Annotated in this window: 18 protein-coding genes; 11 read left to right on the top strand and 7 right to left on the bottom strand. The window is 35.7% G+C overall.

Features of this window, described 5'->3' with window-relative positions:
* Window position 1 precedes the first annotated feature (1 nt).
* Complete coding sequence (locus tag U0R11_RS04900; protein WP_406750201.1) at window positions 2-691, bottom strand: hypothetical protein; 690 nt, start codon at window positions 689-691, stop codon at window positions 2-4.
* A gap of 62 nt (window positions 692-753) precedes the next feature.
* Here U0R11_RS04900 and U0R11_RS04895 point away from each other — a divergent pair, with 62 nt between their 5' ends.
* Together U0R11_RS04895 and U0R11_RS04890 are read left to right on the top strand one after the other, a co-directional pair.
* Window positions 754-1965 carry a pyridoxal phosphate-dependent aminotransferase gene (locus U0R11_RS04895; RefSeq protein WP_406750199.1) on the top strand — a complete coding sequence of 404 codons (1212 nt, stop codon included), beginning with the start codon at window positions 754-756 and terminating at the stop codon, window positions 1963-1965.
* Window positions 1962-2699, top strand: coding sequence for a queuosine precursor transporter (locus tag U0R11_RS04890; RefSeq protein WP_406750197.1), 738 nt, complete (start codon window positions 1962-1964; stop codon window positions 2697-2699). Before U0R11_RS04895 ends, U0R11_RS04890 begins: the two co-directional genes overlap by 4 nt.
* On the opposite strand, the gene U0R11_RS04885 is transcribed toward U0R11_RS04890, so the two are convergent.
* Window positions 2696-3424, bottom strand: a complete 729-nt coding sequence (locus tag U0R11_RS04885; protein ID WP_406750195.1) for a TrmH family RNA methyltransferase — start codon at window positions 3422-3424, stop codon at window positions 2696-2698. The two genes, U0R11_RS04890 and U0R11_RS04885, sit on opposite strands and share 4 nt — an antisense overlap.
* Before the next feature lie 3 nt (window positions 3425-3427).
* On the opposite strand from U0R11_RS04885, the gene tamL reads away from it, so the two are divergent.
* On the top strand, window positions 3428-5710 hold the full coding sequence (gene tamL / locus U0R11_RS04880; RefSeq protein ID WP_406750194.1) for a translocation and assembly module lipoprotein TamL: 2283 nt from the start codon (window positions 3428-3430) through the stop codon (window positions 5708-5710).
* Window position 5711: 1 nt separating this feature from the next.
* Here the strand turns inward: tamL and U0R11_RS04875 are convergent, their stop codons facing one another.
* From U0R11_RS04875 to sucC, 5 genes are read right to left on the bottom strand one after another with little or no spacing between them, the layout of a single operon-like run.
* A complete protein-coding gene (locus U0R11_RS04875) occupies window positions 5712-6662 on the bottom strand; it encodes a transketolase family protein (RefSeq protein WP_406750192.1) in 951 nt (316 codons plus the stop codon).
* 9 nt (window positions 6663-6671) lie between these two features.
* The gene (locus U0R11_RS04870) at window positions 6672-7529 is read right to left on the bottom strand and encodes a transketolase (protein ID WP_406750190.1); all 858 of its coding nucleotides are present in this window, start codon (window positions 7527-7529) and stop codon (window positions 6672-6674) included.
* A gap of 9 nt (window positions 7530-7538) precedes the next feature.
* Window positions 7539-7985 (bottom strand): thioredoxin-dependent thiol peroxidase, encoded by a 447-nt coding sequence (gene bcp, locus U0R11_RS04865; protein WP_406750189.1) that lies wholly within the window; start codon window positions 7983-7985, stop codon window positions 7539-7541.
* A 1-nt stretch (window position 7986) separates the two neighbouring features.
* Window positions 7987-8598, bottom strand: coding sequence for a fumarylacetoacetate hydrolase family protein (locus U0R11_RS04860; RefSeq protein WP_406750187.1), 612 nt, complete (start codon window positions 8596-8598; stop codon window positions 7987-7989).
* Window positions 8599-8604: 6 nt separating this feature from the next.
* Window positions 8605-9795 carry an ADP-forming succinate--CoA ligase subunit beta gene (gene sucC, locus U0R11_RS04855; protein WP_406750185.1) on the bottom strand — a complete coding sequence of 397 codons (1191 nt, stop codon included), beginning with the start codon at window positions 9793-9795 and terminating at the stop codon, window positions 8605-8607.
* A 95-nt stretch (window positions 9796-9890) separates the two neighbouring features.
* Between sucC and U0R11_RS04850 the strand changes: the two genes are divergently transcribed.
* The 8 genes from U0R11_RS04850 to groL all read left to right on the top strand — a co-directional run bounded on the left by U0R11_RS04850 (window position 9891) and on the right by groL (window position 16782).
* On the top strand, window positions 9891-10544 hold the full coding sequence (locus tag U0R11_RS04850; RefSeq protein ID WP_406750183.1) for an ABC transporter ATP-binding protein: 654 nt from the start codon (window positions 9891-9893) through the stop codon (window positions 10542-10544).
* Between the two features lie 52 nt (window positions 10545-10596).
* Window positions 10597-12015, top strand: a complete 1419-nt coding sequence (miaB, locus tag U0R11_RS04845; protein ID WP_406750181.1) for a tRNA (N6-isopentenyl adenosine(37)-C2)-methylthiotransferase MiaB — start codon at window positions 10597-10599, stop codon at window positions 12013-12015.
* A gap of 1 nt (window position 12016) precedes the next feature.
* Window positions 12017-13327 carry a sigma-54 interaction domain-containing protein gene (locus U0R11_RS04840; protein ID WP_406750179.1) on the top strand — a complete coding sequence of 437 codons (1311 nt, stop codon included), beginning with the start codon at window positions 12017-12019 and terminating at the stop codon, window positions 13325-13327.
* Window positions 13305-13811 (top strand): LptE family protein, encoded by a 507-nt coding sequence (locus tag U0R11_RS04835; RefSeq protein ID WP_406750177.1) that lies wholly within the window; start codon window positions 13305-13307, stop codon window positions 13809-13811. The genes U0R11_RS04840 and U0R11_RS04835 overlap by 23 nt, the downstream gene beginning before the upstream one ends.
* A 3-nt stretch (window positions 13812-13814) precedes the next feature.
* A complete protein-coding gene (locus U0R11_RS04830; RefSeq protein WP_406750175.1) occupies window positions 13815-14357 on the top strand; it encodes a hypothetical protein in 543 nt (180 codons plus the stop codon).
* A gap of 7 nt (window positions 14358-14364) precedes the next feature.
* Window positions 14365-14691, top strand: a complete 327-nt coding sequence (secG, locus tag U0R11_RS04825; RefSeq protein WP_406750173.1) for a preprotein translocase subunit SecG — start codon at window positions 14365-14367, stop codon at window positions 14689-14691.
* A gap of 134 nt (window positions 14692-14825) precedes the next feature.
* A complete protein-coding gene (locus U0R11_RS04820; RefSeq protein WP_109322939.1) occupies window positions 14826-15104 on the top strand; it encodes a co-chaperone GroES in 279 nt (92 codons plus the stop codon).
* Between the two features lie 46 nt (window positions 15105-15150).
* Window positions 15151-16782, top strand: a complete 1632-nt coding sequence (gene groL / locus U0R11_RS04815; RefSeq protein ID WP_406750170.1) for a chaperonin GroEL — start codon at window positions 15151-15153, stop codon at window positions 16780-16782.
* Window positions 16783-16808 lie beyond the last annotated feature (26 nt).

Genomic DNA, 16808 nt, shown 5'->3' with positions numbered 1-16808 from the left:
CCTATATCTTAATTATATGCAGAATAAAGAGTAAATCTGATGTGATTAATATCAATAACAAAATTAATAAATATACCTTCATATCGACTAATTCAGTCCAATTATTCGAGCTAAGAAAAGTAAAATAGGAAGTTTCTTGATTGCTTAGGGTGAATTCTTGATAACTATTTCCCTTTTTTACCATTTTGACAATGGGGCTAAATGATTGAATCCTTTCATTTTCAAAGGATCTCCTACTATTTGTTGAATGCTTTAAATTCAAAACTTCAGGATTCTCCATCAAACTTAAAAAGGACTGAATGGGAGTATTGGGAATAATTGTTTCCTTCATACTTTTTTTAGGGTGTGCTATTTCCAGGGAAACATAAACAGGTTGTGTTCGTTTTACATCTTCAGCAATGATTGTTTGAGCTTCTTGCCAACGTTCCTTCGTATAGGTATCTTGTAGCGGTAGTCGATACGTAACTTGAACAGGATCTGTTAATTTTTTAGAATTAGTAGCAGGGTCTAAATAGGAGATGAAAAGCCAGAAAAAAAGTAAAAATATGCCTAGTCGAGCTAAAATTTTAAATATAAAAATGCCTGAAATTCGGAATATTCCCTTGGAGCTACGCCAATATCGCCATAGTATAAGCAGATAAATGCTTGAAAATAAACTCAATAGAATAATAAGAAGCTGCGTGAAATTCATTGAGTGTGCTTAAAAACAAATCAAAAGTAAATTACTATTTTTACAATTCTTATTTTTTTTCAATGGATATATTAAAAAGTAGCAGGTTAGAGCATTTGAAGTATGAAATTCGGGGACCTGTTTATGATAAAGCATTGGCTCTTCAGAACCAAGGCTATAAAATCACTTCGTTAAATATCGGCAATCCTGCTGCATTTGGTTTTGAGACTCCAGATGAAATCGTTCATGATATCATCGTTAATATTCGGAATGCCCAAGGCTACACGGATTCCCGAGGTTTATTTGCTGCCAGAAAGGCTGTCATGCAGTATTATCAAAATAAGGGGGTAAAAAATATTGTAATTGAAGATATCTATATTGGAAATGGTGTCAGTGAGTTAATATCTCTCGTAATGATGGCTCTTTTGAACCCTGAAGATGAAGTATTGATTCCATCTCCTGATTATCCTTTATGGACAACAGTAGTGGGTCTTGCCGGAGGTAATTCCGTACATTATGTATGTGATGAGTCAAGCGATTGGCAACCAGATTTAGAAGATATGGAAGCCAAAATCACAGACAAATGCCGTGCAATTGTCATGATAAACCCCAATAATCCTACTGGAGCCGTATATTCTAAAGAAACAGTGGGAAAATTAGTCCAATTGGCTGCCAAACATAAGTTGATCTTATTTTCAGATGAAATATATGATAAGATTCTATTTGATCAACATGAGCATTTTTCTGCCGCTGGATTATGTGATGATATCTTGATTGTTACCATGGGCGGTTTATCTAAAAACTACCGTGCTGCTGGTTTCAGAGGTGGTTGGATGATTTTGACTGGAGCCAAACATAAAGCCAAATCATATATTGAAGGCTTGAATTTTTTGTTTAGTACACGTTTATGTGCCAATGTTATCACCCAATTTGGTATTCAAACAGCATTAGGAGGATATCAATCCATCAATGATTTAGTAGCGCCTGGTGGTAGGTTATACAAACAAATGAATTTAGCTTATGAAAAGTTAAATGCTATTGATGGAGTGAGTTGTGTCAAACCCAAAGGAGCATTATACCTATTTCCAAAAATCGACTTAGGGAAATTCACTTTTGAAGATGATGAACACTTTGTCATGTCCTTATTAGAGGAACAGAAAATTCTTGTTGTGGCTGGTCGTGGGTTCAATTTCAAACAAAGAGATCACTTTAGAATTGTTTTTTTACCGCATGTAGAGCAATTATCTTTGGCTTTAGATAAAATTGCTTTGCATTTTGATAATTATAGACGATGATATTTAACCAATTTTCTCGCAAGCAAAAGTTATTCATTTTCCTCTTTGGAATCTTTTTGACGAATGCCATTATAGCAGAGATCATTGGAGTAAAAATTGTGAGTATAGAAAAATCCTTAGGCTTCTCCCCTTTGGGATTAATTACTCCTTGGGGAGAAATATGGGATTTTAATCAAACCGCGGGTGCGCTAAATTGGCCTATTGTATTCATCACCTCCGATATTATCAATGATTATTTTGGAAAAAAAGGAGTTCGCTTTATTTCCTATACCACGGCTATTTTCATTGCCTATTCTTTTTTGATTATCTATTTGGCCACCTTACTTGTTCCTGCTGATTTCTGGCTACAAGTAAATAATACAGGTAGTTTTGATATCAATAATGCCTTTTCGCGAATTTTCAGACAAGGTCTAGGAATCATTACGGGTTCATTAACCGCTTTCCTAGTAAGTCAAATGTTGGATGCTATGGTTTTTGAGAAAATAAAATCAAAGACCGGCCAAAAACATATTTGGTTAAGAGCAACAGGTTCTACGTTGATTTCTCAATTAATTGATAGTGTTTTAGTCATTGGTATTGCCTTTTATTTCTTTGGTAATTGGAGTTTGGGTCAATGGATGAATGTTTCTTTCAACAATTACTTGTACAAGTTTATTATCGCTATTCTATTTACTCCTTTGCTTTACTTAGCTCATTACTTAATTGAGCTTTACTTAAGCCCTGAGAAAGATTAATTTCTTCTCACATGGTCTAATATAATTCCTGTTGAAATAGCTACATTCAATGATTCCGCTGCCCCAAATCTAGGAATGGTGATTCTTTGTTGTATCATAGCATTTACATTAGGCCTAATCCCGTGAGATTCACTCCCCATGACAATGAACACCTTGGTTGGAAAAGTAAATTGATGTAGATTTTCACCTGATAAATCAGCTCCAAGAACAGTATGTTCAGGATTAGCTCGAAAGAACGCCGTCAAGTCGGTATAAAAACAATCGACACGTTTAAATGATCCCATCGTGGCAGATATCACTTTGGGATTATAGAATTCTGTACAGTCATTGGAAAGCATGATTTGCTTAATACCGTACCAATCACATATGCGAATAATGGTTCCTAAATTCCCTGGATCTCTGACACCATCCAATACCAGCACTACATCATCTAAATGATTAAAAGAATTGGAAATTTTACAATGAACAACAGCTAAACCATATTGATTCATAGTCAATGTACTGAGTTTCGTAATATCTTCCTTAGAAACAAAATAGGTTGGAATGGATATGCCAGAAAATAGTTCTTGAAAATCCGCGTTAATGACTAAAAACTCAACTTCAAAATCTGAATCAATTACTTCTTGAATACCCTTCTCCCCTTCTACCAAAAATAGTTCGTTCTCTGATCGTCCTTTTTTAGAATGTAGAGAATTAATTAACTTTATTTGTTTATTCGTTAGCATCATTTGAAATCTAGAAATATACTTGTTGGTTTAGTAATAGCTCAGGCTTTGTTTTTTTCCTGCACGGGATATCGTCAATTTAAATTTACTGAGTATAAAGTAAACCGTATCGATATTCAAGGGAATAAATTGATATCGAAGGAAGACCTAAGAACAAATATACCTGGTTTAAAGGAATCCTATGCTAGAATATTTTCCCCAAGGGTTTACGGTTTTTTTGAAGCAAAAAGAAAGGTAAAAGATTCTTTAGGTAAATCACCGGCATTCATTCAATTGTTTAGTACACCCAACCCTAGCTTAAATAAGCCTTATTTAGATGTAACCAAAGAGGCGATCTTCAAGTATTATCGAAACAATGGATTTTTGAAAAATAAGGTATCCCTTCAGATTGATACGATTAATACATCAAGTAAACTTGTTAATATTAGCTTCAACATTGAAGAAAACTCAGTAAGCACGTTTTCTAAAAAGGATTCATTTCTTGTTGACAATCCATTACTTGGGAAAAAAATTGAGACCTATTATTCCAAAGAGAGTATCATTTCCAACAACGACAGATTGAATTTAGATTTGTTGAAAAAGGAAAAGGACAACATTAGTCATTACTTGAAAAATCAAGGCTATTTCTATTTTTCAAATGATGCTATTGGGTTAAAGCTTAATGATCTGCAAGATTCCAGTTTATTGCGAGTAGGTATAATCTACAAAATACCCGATTTTAAAGAAACTAATTCCAACCGCTTGTATGATCGTTTATTTCGATTTGGACGAGCTAGCTTTGTCAATAATCAATATACGGACTCCAGTAATATTGGTGTACTAAATACCAATGCTCTTTCCAAATTAGTCACCTTTAAAGAAGGTGATTTATATTCTGTTGATCAGTTAAATCAAAGTTTACAAAATATTTATGCCTCTGATCAATTTAAATCCGTTTCCATTAAATTTGACACATCCTCTACCCGAGTATTTCCAAAAGTAGAATTAGTCCCCAATGAAAAATTTAATTTCTCTTCGGAATTAGGAGGAAGTGTTTTTAGAGGTATCCCTGGGCCATTTTTGACTAATTCGTTTAAAGTTCGTCGTGTTTTTTCAAGTTTAGATTATTTGGATTTTTCTGCAAGAATTGGTTTTGAGGCCCAAGCGGGATTTATTAATACGGATCAGGCTAGAAAAAACTTGGAAGTCAATTTAAGTACGACACTCAATTTTCCTAAACTTTTTTTGCCAGCCAATATCAAACAGCAGTTAGGTGCATTATATGCCTCACAAACACAAATTGGATTTGGTTATGACTACATCAATCGACCTGAATATTTACGGACAAATTTTAAGATATTTCAACGATATCAATGGAGGAAATCTCCCTTAAAAACATTTCAATTTTCTTTGGTTGATTTAAATATTTTAAACACCAATTACCCTGAGACATCCACCGCAACAGCATTTAAAAGCTATTTAGAAGAATTACGTTTACAAGGCAATAACCTATACCGAAGTTTTAACCCAAGTTTTGTTTCGAGCATTCATTTTACCTATGCTTATCGAAGTTTTTTGCCCAGTAATGAATTACAAGCTGGTGAAACATTTCAAATAGGCTTAGAGTCTGGGGGGAGTACTTTAAACCTAATTGGATCTAAGAAAATTGCTTTTATTGAAAATATGTTAGGTAGTAATCAAAATATTCAGTTTTATCGCTTCCTGCGATTCAATTTTGATTATAGAAAATTCAAAATGTTGGGTCTAAAAAGGAAATCCCAGTTAGCTTTTAAATTCATTGGAGGCTTAGCTTACGCATATGGTGAAGAAAATGATTTTCAGTTGCCCTATGAGAAGAATTTCTTCATAGGTGGGCCAAGTAGCTTACGAGCATGGAAACCACGTCGTTTAGGTCCTGGAGCATACAATTCCATTAGTAATTTGATCGAACAACCCGGAAGCATTTTATTAGAGTCTTCTGTAGAATATCGTTTTCGAATGTTTCAATTATTTGGAACTATGCATGGAGCCTTTTTCATTGATGCAGGAAATATCTGGACTTTCGCGAATTCCAAAGGTGAAAAGGATGGTTATTTTACCTTTGATAATTTCTACAATCAAATAGCTGTCGGTACGGGATTTGGTTTACGATGGGACTTTTCTTTTTTCTTGTTGCGTTTAGATTTAGCAACCAAAGTCATAAATCCATCCAAACCGATGAATGAAAAATGGGTTCTCTCCAAAACTTCATTTAGTGATGGGGAAAACCCAATTGAATTTAATATAGGAATTGGTTATCCTTTTTAATTTATTTTCTAGCGATAGCTTTCAATGATTTCTCAACAATAGCTGCGGCATTTAAACCGTATTTTTCCATCAAGTCGGCAGGCTTTCCTGATTCACCGAATGAATCGTTTACACCTACAAATTCTTGAATAGTCGGACGATTTTGTGATAAAAACTGAGCCACAGAATCCCCTAAACCTCCATTTAATTGATGTTCTTCGGCGGTAACAACACACCTCGTCTTAGATATAGAAGCTAAAATTGCAGCTGTATCTAATGGTTTAATGGTGTGAATATTTAATACATCTGCTTTGATTCCTTTCTCTTCTAGAATTTCAGCAGCTTGAATTGCTTCCCATACCAAATGTCCTGTGGCTAAAATGGTTACATCCGATCCTTCAATAAGATGAATGGCTTTACCAATTTCAAATTTTTGATTTTCTGGGGTAAATACTGGAACTACTGGACGACCGAATCGTAAATAAACAGGACCTTCATAGTCAGCAATGGCAATAGTAGCTGCTTTGGTTTGGTTGTAATCACAAGGATTAATTACTACCATGCCGGGAAGCATTTTCATTAAACCGATATCCTCCAAAATTTGGTGAGTTGCACCATCTTCTCCTAAGGTTAATCCAGCATGTGAACAGCAAATTTTCACATTTTTGCCAGAATAAGCTACCGACTGACGTATTTGGTCATATACACGACCTGTACCAAAATTAGCAAAAGTAGTTGCAAAAGGAATATAACCCCCAATGGCTAATCCAGCAGAAATACCGATCATGTTGGCTTCAGCAATACCTGTCTGGAAAAATCGCTCAGGACTGTTTTTAATAAAAGCTTCTAATTTTAAGGAGCCAATTAAATCAGCACATAAGGCCACAACCTTAGGATTGTTTTGACTCAAATATTCCATTCCTGCACCAAAGCCTGAACGAGTATCTTTTTTTGTTTCGTAAGTAAACTTCATTGTAAATTATTAATAGTCGCCTAAAGTTTCGTTTAATTGTGCTAATGCATCAGCTAATTGCTGGTCGTTAGGTGCCACGCCGTGCCACTTATGACTTCCCATCATGAAATCTACTCCTGCTCCCATTTCAGATTTCATGATGATCATGATAGGCGAACCTTTGCCCAATAATGATTTAGCATGGCCTAAAGTAGTCACAACCTCTTCCATGTTATTTCCATCCATGCGCAATACGTTCCATCCAAAAGCCTTGTACTTAGCTTCTAAATCACGATTACTCATTACCTTCTCCGTAGGACCATCGATTTGTTGACCATTTTCATCAATAAAGGCTATTAAATTATCCACTTGATGATGCGGAGCATACATTGCTGCCTCCCAAACCTGACCTTCATTTTGTTCTCCATCTCCCATTAAACAATAAACGGTAGAAGGGTCATTCGATAATTTCTTTGCTTGAGCGGTACCAATCGACACGCTCAAACCCTGTCCTAATGAACCTGAAGCGATACGAATACCTTCTAAATGCTCATGGGGTGTCGGGTGACCTTGTAAGCGAGAATTCAATTGTCTAAAAGTAGCCAATTCCTGAACTGGAAAATAACCTCTTCGAGCTAATATGCTATACAAAAGCGGAGAAATATGTCCATTTGATAAATAGAAAACATCCTCATTGGCTCCAGACATATTGAAAATGACCTTACCCTCAGCATCTTGGGCTAATTTCATGGAATTAAAATACAATCCCACTAATAAGTCAGTACAACCTAAAGATCCTCCAGGGTGTCCTGATTGACAAGCATGAACCTGACGAAGAATATCTCTTCGTACCTGGCTAGCTACATTTTTTAATTCTTGTGTTTGCATAAAAATAAATTAGTGGATCTGAGAACTATGATTTTTAGTATCCACTTTAGCTATAATATCTGTTATAATTCCGTTTTCGTCAATTAAAAATGTCGTACGAGCGGTTCCCATGTAAGATTTTCCGTACATGGATTTCTCTACCCAAACACCATATTTATGGACTAATTCATGTTCAGTATCCGCTAAAAGAGAAAAATTTAATTGATACTTTTTCTTGAACTTGGTATGAGCAGCATTTGAATCTACACTAACACCTACTACACGGTATCCTTTTGCAGTCAAATAATCTAAATTTTCATTCAGGTTACAAGCTTGTGCAGTACAACCAGGCGTATCATCTTTCGGATAAAAGTACAATACTACTTTTGTTCCTTTTAGCGAGGCTAAATCAACCAAATTACCATCTGAATCTGACATGCTAAAAGCAGGAGCTGATTCACCAATTTGTAAACTCATATTAAGAGATGTTTAAATCAAACAATTTTTCTTCATACAGAAAACCACTCAATTTGTCGCCAATTTTGACCGGTCCTACCCCAGCGGGTGTTCCTGTGAAAATATAATCACCTGTTTTCAAGGTAAAATATTGTGAAATATCGGCGATCAACTCACTGATATTCCAAATCATCAGATTACTCTCACCTGATTGTACCTTTTTTCCGTTAATTTCAAGATAAAAAGGTATGGATTGTTCTAATTCACCTTCTTTTAATGGCCGTATGTTTGATACAAATGCTGAACCATTGAAAGCTTTCGATTTTTCCCAAGGTAGCCCTTTCTCTTTCAGCTTAGCTTGTAAATCACGAGCGGTGAAGTCAATACCTAAACCTATTCCATCAATGTATTTATGGGCAAATTTAGATTCAATATGCTTACCCACTTTTGAAATACGGAATACTAATTCGATTTCATGGTGGACATCTTGAGAAAAACTCGGATAGTAAAAATCCGAGTTTTGATCTAACAATGCCGTGTCTGGCTTTAAAAAAATTACTGGATCCTTAGGTTTCTCATTAGACAACTCCTTGATATGATCTACATAATTTCTTCCTACACAGATAATTTTCATGAGATATTATTTCAATACTTCTGAAACCAATTTAGCTGCATCTTTTAACAAGACAGCAGAGAATACTTTTAAACCAGAATTATTAATAATGGCTGCTCCTTCTTCTGCATTGGTACCCTGTAAACGTACAATAATTGGCACCTTAATCTCACCAATGTTTTTGTAAGCTTCTACAACTCCATTAGCAACTCGGTCACAACGAACAATACCACCAAAGATGTTGATCAAAATAGCCTTTACGTTTGGATCTTGTAAAATGATACGGAAACCAGCTTCTACTGTTTTGGCATTTGCTCCACCCCCTACGTCAAGGAAGTTAGCGGGTTCACCACCTGATAATTTAATAATATCCATGGTTGCCATCGCTAAACCAGCTCCATTAACCATACAACCCACATTACCATCTAATTTAACGTAGTTCAAATCATTTTCTGATGCTTCTACTTCTAAAGGATCTTCTTCGGAAATATCACGTAAAACAGCTAAGTCTTTGTGACGGTATAAAGCGTTATCATCTAAATTTACTTTAGCATCAACTGCTAAAATTTTATCATCTGAAGTCTTTAATACCGGGTTGATTTCAAACATGGAAGAATCCGTTTCCACATAAGCTTTATATAAAGATTGAATAAACTTGACCATCTCTTTCAAAGCTTGACCACTTAGGCCTAACATGAAAGCAATTTTACGTGCTTGGAAATCTTGCAATCCAACACGTGGATCAATCCACTCTTTAATAATCTTTTCAGGGCTATGCTCGGCTACTTCTTCAATATCCATTCCACCTTCCGTAGATGCCATGATGACATTGCAAGCACGACCGCGATCTAATAATATCGATAAATAGTATTCTTTCGGTTCTGAATCGCCAGGATAATAAACATCCTCACTAATTAAAACTTTATTTACTTTTTTACCTTCTGGACCAGTCTGATGCGTAATTAATTGCATTCCCAATATTTGAGAAACGCGCTCATTTAGCTCATCCATGTTCTTGGCAAGTTTTACACCTCCCCCTTTTCCACGTCCACCTGCATGAATCTGAGCTTTCACCACGAACCAACCTGTGCCAGTTTGTGCCTTTAAAGCTTCAGCTGCCGAAGTAGCGTCTTCTAACTTGTCAACAACAATACCCTCCTGAATCCTTACCCCGTAACTTTTTAAAATTTCTTTTGCTTGGTATTCGTGAATATTCATTTATCAAAATTTTTATTTCGTGAAATTACTATTTATTTGCCAAACTTTTAAAATCTTATTGTATCAATCGTATTTTCTAAAAAAAAGACAAAAAAATGTTAGAATTAAAAAATATTTCCAAATCCTATGGGACTCAATTAATTCTGGACAACATATCATTTAGTATTAAAAACAATGAGTTGATCTCCATTTTGGGACCTTCTGGTTCAGGAAAAAGTACCCTATTGCAAATCATCGGTTTATTAACAAACTACAATTCGGGTGAAATCTACTTGGATGGAATCGCTTATTCTAGTTTGAATGAACAAGAACAGAGTTTTTTTAGAAATAGTAAAATGGGTTTCGTATTCCAATTTCATCATCTTTTGGGTGAATTTACTTGTGAAGAGAATATCAAATTTCCTCTGTATATACGTGGTGCTAAGCTAAATTTAGATGATGATGCGTTTTTTGATAAAATAGTAAACAAACTTGGCATAAAAGATATCCTCAAAAAATACCCGGGTCAAATTTCTGGCGGCGAACAACAGCGGGTGGCTGTAGCACGCGCTCTGATTAATCGTCCAAGTATTCTTTTGGCTGATGAACCTACAGGCAATTTAGATAAAAATAATGCTGAAAATTTATATAACTTATTCTTGGAACTTAAGCAAGATTGGAATCAAAGAATCATTATGGTTACCCACAATGAAGCACTTACTCATCAATCTGATCAAGTAATTATTTTAAATTCTGGTAAGATTCAATAGTCATTGTCTGACAAAATGTCATAAATTTGTGCATTAATTCAATTTTTAATTCATGCAAGATTTAAAAGTACTCTCACCAGAGGAGATAAAAGGATTGGATGAACCAAGAATTTCACCCAGCCAAAATCAAACAGATTATTCGAAAAAGATTTATTTAGAGAGCTATGGCTGTCAAATGAATTTTGCTGATTCGGAAGTGGTGACTTCCATTTTAATGGAACAAGGTTATTCTACCACATCCAATATTCAAGAAGCTGATACCATTTTATTAAATACTTGTGCTATTCGTGAAAACGCTGAACAAAAAATTCGCCACCGTTTGCAGAGTTTCAAGCCCCTTAAAGCTAAAAATCCTCACATTACGATAGGTATTTTAGGTTGTATGGCTGAGCGCTTAAAGAATCAATTATTAGAAGAGGAAAAAATAGTGGATTTGGTAGCTGGACCAGATGCTTATCGTGATTTACCCCGTTTATTGGAAGAAGTTGAAGATGGAAACAAGGCTGTTAATGTCTTTCTGTCACGCGAGGAAACCTATGGCAATATTGAACCGGTGCGTATGCATACTAATGGTGTTACAGCACTTGTCAGTATCATGCGTGGCTGTAATAATATGTGTTCTTTTTGTGTGGTACCTTATACTCGAGGAAGAGAAAGATCCAGAGATCTTGATTCGATTTTAAAAGAATGTACCTATCTATTTGAATCTGGATATCGTGAAGTAACTCTATTGGGTCAAAATGTAGACTCCTATCATTGGCAAAATCCAGAAACGAAACAATCGGTCAATTTTGCTCAATTATTAGAAAGTGTAGCTCAATTGAATGCAGAACTTCGTGTCAGGTTCTCAACATCACATCCCAAGGATATTACCAACGAAGTACTGCATACCATGGCAGCCTATGGTAATATTTGTAAGAATATACATTTACCTGCTCAAAGTGGTAATGACCGTATTTTGGATTTAATGAATCGGACTTATACCCGTGAATGGTATTTGGAGCGAATTCAATCGATTCGAAATATATTAGGCGAATCATGTGGTATATCTCATGATTTAATTGCTGGATTTTGTTCAGAAACGGAAGAGGAACATCAGGATTCATTGAGTCTATTAGAAGAGGTTAAGTATGATTTTGGTTACATGTTTTCCTATTCAGAAAGACCAGGTACACCTGCGGAAAAGAAATTAAGCGATGATATTCCGGAAGAAGTTAAGAAAAGAAGACTTCAAGAAATCATCGATTTACAAAGAATTCATTCTGCCTACCGAAATCAACTTATGATAGGTAGCGTTCAATGCGTATTGGTAGAAGGAGATTCTAAGAAATCTTCTGCCCATCATTTTGGGAGAACAGATAACAATAAGGTGGTCGTTTTTCCTAAAAAAGAGGAAATGAAAGGGGAATTTGTGGATGTGAAAATTACTCATTGTACTTCAGGAACTTTATTAGGTGAATTAATCAATTAATATGGAATCAAGTCATCTAAATGCCATCAAAGCTCGCTTTGGAATTATAGGAAACTCTTCTGCCTTATTGCGTGCCATTTCAGTTGCGGAGCAAGTTGCCCCAACGGATATGACTGTGCTAATTACAGGAGAAAGTGGATCTGGGAAAGAATCTTTTTCTAAAATTATTCACTCTTTATCCAAAAGAAAACATGGTCAATTCATTGCTGTGAACTGTGGTGCTATTCCTGAGGGAACCATTGATTCCGAACTATTCGGTCATGAAAAAGGCTCATTTACAGGGGCAATAGAAGCACGTAAGGGGTATTTTGAAGTTACAGACGGCGGTACAATCTTTTTAGATGAAATAGCTGAAATGCCACTAGGAACTCAAGCCAGGCTTTTACGTGTATTAGAGAATGGGGAGTTCTATCGAGTAGGCTCTTCCAAAGTACAAAGGACGAATACACGTGTCGTTGCAGCAACTAATGTTAATCTCCAAGATGCCATATCCTCTGGAAAATTTAGAGAAGATTTGTACTACCGACTTTGTACGGTACCTATATATGTGCCACCTCTGAGAGAACGTGGTGATGATATTGAACTGCTTTTCAGAAAATTCACTACTGATTTTTCTGAATTACATCGGGTAAAACCCATTATGTTGACCCGTGAGGCTAAAGACTTGTTACAGAAACAACGATTTCCGGGAAATATTCGACAATTAAAAAATTTAGCCGAGCAAATTTCTGTGTTGGAAGTAGGAGATCGCATTGTTGATGACGTCAAGCTTCAATACTATTTGGAATTCAATGAACCTAAGATTAATTCATCTGTCATTAAGGGTGACTTTTTCACAAGTCCTGAGGGACTAAATGAGAGAGAAATTTTGTATAAAATCTTGTTTGATTTAAAGCGAGATGTGACAGAGTTAAAGAAAATATTATTGAAAGTCATTGAGTCAGGGAATACCAATGCCTATGATATTATTTCAAACAACATGTCGATTTTCGAAGACATTAAGCCTGAATTCTCTGATTTACAGAAGAATTTAACACTTCCCTCTACCCCTAGTGCCGTGGAAGTTAGTCCTAATCCTATTGAAATTCATCCGATTTCTAATTCCAATATGGAAGAAGATGTCAATTTTGAAGATGTGAGTGCTCAAGTGCAGGATGTCACTTTGTCACTTGAAAAACAAGAAAAAGAAATTATCATCCGAGCATTAAAGAAGAACAGAAATAAGCGTAAATACGCTGCGAAAGATTTAGGAATATCAGAAAGAACTTTATATCGAAAAATTAAACAATATGATTTGGAAGATATTGCCTAGGCTGGCTGTACTTATTGGTATATTGACACTTTTCAGTGGATGTTATAGTTTCAAAGGAGCTAGTTTATCACCTGAGCTAAAAACGATTCAAATCAGCAACATCCGTATGGAAACAGCTGGCGGACCTGCTAATCTAAGTTTGGATGTAAATGAGCGATTAAAAGAATATTTTCAAAGAAATACTTCTTTGAAATTGACTACCCAAGCACCTGATTTACTGCTAGAAGGGACGATTGTTGGTTATGAACTAAGCCCACAAGCTCCTACTTCAGATGATAAGGCAGGTCTGAATCGATTGACTTTGCGAATTCAATTTAGATTAACAAATCGACTCGATGAGAATAAGAATTTCGATCAAGAATTTTCTTTTTATCAAGATTTTCCTCAAAATCAAACATTGAATCAAGTAGAGAAAACATTGATTCCTAAATTAGTTGATCAAATAATCTTAGATTTATTTAATAAAATTGCTGGAGATTGGTAGTTCATGGAAAATAAGGCACAAGATTTATGGTTTCTTTTACATAAAATAGATCGAAGTAATTTGAGTCTTCAACATTCCTTTGATGGAGATAAAGAAGTATATCCTTATTTTTATTTGTTGTTTTGGAATGAGAAGTTCAATCCCAATCTCCAAAAGAGGATTGCTTTAATGTCCTCTTCAAGAAAACATTATTTTGAATCAATTTGTGACATAGAAAACGTTTCCATGCCATTTATAGATACTGAGAGTATAAAAACAGCGATTCCAGATGTCAAAGAGCAATTGCAAGTGATTGACGATTTTTTACAAAACTTACCTAGTATTGCTCGTCCTAAAAAACATGTTGTAGAAGAAGACTTAGATGTTATAGACTTAGCCGAACTAAGAAATGCAAGTCCCATTTCTGAAACTTTCGCTAAAATACTTGAGAGACAAGAGAAATATGAAAGAGCAATCGAGATGTATGAAAAATTAAGTTTGATTAAACCTGAAAAAAGCATTTACTTTGCAACTCGAATTTCCGAATTGAAACATAAATTAATTTAAATAAACGATGTTCACCGTATTAATTTCCCTTATAGTTCTTTTTTCTGCTCTTTTAATCATCTTGATTTTGGTACAAAATCCTAAAGGTGGTGGTATTAGTGGAGAGTTTTCTTCAGCAGGTGCTACTCAAATGTTTGGAGTACAAAAAACAGGTGACTTAGTAGAACAACTAACTTGGGGTTTTTCCATTTGTATTTTGGTATTAGTCTTATTAACTAATTTCACACTTTCTTCTGGAACAACAGATGCTGCACAATCTGTGAATGTAGAGAGAGCCGCAGGTAAAACATTGCCCGCAGCCCCTGCTCCTAGCCCAGCTGCACCAGCTAAATAGTCAAACTGACAAGAGTTGTCAAATTACTGACAATTTTGCAGCATAATTTTTTTGGCACACATCATGCTGATAAATGGAAAGTCCTTAGTTGATAAGGACTTTTTATATGTTAATAACTTAAAATCTATATTATTATGTCAAAATTAAGTATCAAGCCCTTAGCAGATCGGGTTGTTGTTGAGCCTGCTCAAGCTGAAGAAAAAACTGCTTTTGGTATCATTATTCCTGATACTGCCAAAGAGAAACCTCAAAAAGGCACCATTGTTGCCGTAGGAAATGGCAAAAAAGATGAGCCTATCACTGTTAATGTAGGTGACTCGGTATTGTATGGTAAATATTCTGGAACAGAGATTACGATCGACGGTAAGGATTATTTAATCATGCGTGAGTCTGACATTTTTGCAGTTTTATAGTTTTCATACTTTAAAATATTTCAACCAGTAAAATTTATTTAACAAAATGGCAAAAGAACTATATTTTGACACCGAGGCGAGAGAAAAAATGAAAAGAGGGGTTGATACCCTTGCGAACGCCGTAAAAGTAACATTAGGACCTAAGGGACGTAATGTAATCATTGATAAAAAATTTGGATCTCCTTCTATTACAAAAGACGGTGTTTCTGTAGCAAAAGAAATTGAATTAGAGGATCCTGTGGAAAATATGGGTGCTCAATTAGTGAAAGAAGTAGCTTCCAAAACAGCTGATCAAGCTGGTGATGGTACTACTACTGCTACTGTATTGGCTCAATCTATTTACACGATCGGTTCTAAGAACGTGGCCGCAGGTGCTAATCCAATGGATTTGAAACGTGGTATCGAGAAAGCTGTTGAAGCTATTGTAGGTAACTTGAGAACTCAATCTCGTCCTATTACTACCTCTACTGAAATTGCACAAGTTGCTACTATCTCAGCTAACAATGATGTGGAAATCGGTAAAATGATTTCTTCAGCCATGGAAAAAGTGGGTCGTGAAGGTGTAATCACGGTTGAAGAAGCTCGTGGAACTGAGACAGAAGTTAAAACGGTAGAAGGTATGCAATTTGATCGTGGATATTTATCTGCGTATTTTGTGACTAATACAGACAAAATGGAAGTGGAATTAGAAAAACCATTCATTTTGATTTCTGAGAAGAAGGTTTCTTCTATGAAAGAATTACTTCCTGTATTAGAAGCTGTAGCTCAAACTGGCCGTCCATTGTTGATTATCTCTGAAGATGTTGATGGTGAGGCTTTAGCTACTTTAGTAGTGAACAAAATCCGTGGTGCTCTGAAAGTAGCTGCTGTTAAAGCTCCTGGTTTCGGTGATCGTAGAAAAGCGATGTTAGAAGACATTGCTATCTTAACAGGTGGTACAGTTATCGCAGAAGAAAGAGGATTCAAATTAGAAAATGCTACTTTGGAATACCTTGGACAAGCTGAGAAAGTGATCATTGATAAAGACAACACAACTATTGTTAATGGAAATGGTTCTAAAGGCGATATCGAGAATCGTGTTAACCAAATCAAAGCGCAAATTGAAAACACGACTTCTGATTATGATCGTGAGAAATTACAAGAGCGTTTAGCGAAACTTTCAGGTGGTGTGGCTATCCTTTATATTGGAGCTGCTACTGAAATAGAAATGAAAGAAAAGAAAGACCGTGTGGATGATGCTTTACATGCTACTAGAGCGGCTGTTGAAGAAGGAATCGTTGCAGGTGGTGGTGTTGCTTTAATTCGCGCAATCAGTGCTTTAGATACCTTGACAGGCGAGAACGAAGACCAAAATACAGGTATCAACATCATCCGTCAGGCTGTTGAATCTCCTTTACGTACAATCGTTTCTAATGCAGGTGGCGAAGGATCCGTAGTTATCAATGCCGTTAAAGCAGGAAAAGATGATTTCGGATACAATGCACGTGAAGACAAATACGAGAATATGATTGCCGCGGGTATAATTGACCCAACTAAAGTAACTCGTTTGGCTTTAGAAAATGCTGCTTCCATTGCAGGATTATTATTAACTACAGAATGTGTCATAGCTGACAAACCAGCTTCTGAACCTGCTCATGGTCATGGACAAGGCGGTGGCGGAATGGGCGGCATGATGTAATTAAATTAGATTTTTAAGTGAAAACT

The sequence above is a fragment of the Aquirufa salirivi genome (assembly GCF_045310485.1).
Lineage (GTDB): Bacteria > Bacteroidota > Bacteroidia > Cytophagales > Spirosomataceae > Aquirufa > Aquirufa salirivi.
This window is presented reverse-complemented; position numbering and strand designations above follow the sequence as displayed.

Excerpts from the sequence above, each read along its gene's own strand:
- U0R11_RS04900 (WP_406750201.1), bottom strand. The coding sequence starts at position 691 with ATGAATTTCACGCAGCTTCTTATTATTCTATTGAGTTTATTTTCAAGC.
- U0R11_RS04895 (WP_406750199.1), top strand. The coding sequence starts at position 754 with ATGGATATATTAAAAAGTAGCAGGTTAGAGCATTTGAAGTATGAAATT.
- U0R11_RS04890 (WP_406750197.1), top strand. The coding sequence starts at position 1,962 with ATGATATTTAACCAATTTTCTCGCAAGCAAAAGTTATTCATTTTCCTC.
- U0R11_RS04885 (WP_406750195.1), bottom strand. The coding sequence starts at position 3,424 with ATGCTAACGAATAAACAAATAAAGTTAATTAATTCTCTACATTCTAAA.
- U0R11_RS04875 (WP_406750192.1), bottom strand. The coding sequence starts at position 6,662 with ATGAAGTTTACTTACGAAACAAAAAAAGATACTCGTTCAGGCTTTGGT.
- U0R11_RS04870 (WP_406750190.1), bottom strand. The coding sequence starts at position 7,529 with ATGCAAACACAAGAATTAAAAAATGTAGCTAGCCAGGTACGAAGAGAT.
- bcp (WP_406750189.1), bottom strand. The coding sequence starts at position 7,985 with ATGAGTTTACAAATTGGTGAATCAGCTCCTGCTTTTAGCATGTCAGAT.
- U0R11_RS04860 (WP_406750187.1), bottom strand. The coding sequence starts at position 8,598 with ATGAAAATTATCTGTGTAGGAAGAAATTATGTAGATCATATCAAGGAG.
- sucC (WP_406750185.1), bottom strand. The coding sequence starts at position 9,795 with ATGAATATTCACGAATACCAAGCAAAAGAAATTTTAAAAAGTTACGGG.
- U0R11_RS04850 (WP_406750183.1), top strand. The coding sequence starts at position 9,891 with ATGTTAGAATTAAAAAATATTTCCAAATCCTATGGGACTCAATTAATT.
- miaB (WP_406750181.1), top strand. The coding sequence starts at position 10,597 with ATGCAAGATTTAAAAGTACTCTCACCAGAGGAGATAAAAGGATTGGAT.
- U0R11_RS04840 (WP_406750179.1), top strand. The coding sequence starts at position 12,017 with ATGGAATCAAGTCATCTAAATGCCATCAAAGCTCGCTTTGGAATTATA.
- U0R11_RS04835 (WP_406750177.1), top strand. The coding sequence starts at position 13,305 with ATGATTTGGAAGATATTGCCTAGGCTGGCTGTACTTATTGGTATATTG.
- U0R11_RS04830 (WP_406750175.1), top strand. The coding sequence starts at position 13,815 with ATGGAAAATAAGGCACAAGATTTATGGTTTCTTTTACATAAAATAGAT.
- secG (WP_406750173.1), top strand. The coding sequence starts at position 14,365 with ATGTTCACCGTATTAATTTCCCTTATAGTTCTTTTTTCTGCTCTTTTA.
- U0R11_RS04820 (WP_109322939.1), top strand. The coding sequence starts at position 14,826 with ATGTCAAAATTAAGTATCAAGCCCTTAGCAGATCGGGTTGTTGTTGAG.
- groL (WP_406750170.1), top strand. The coding sequence starts at position 15,151 with ATGGCAAAAGAACTATATTTTGACACCGAGGCGAGAGAAAAAATGAAA.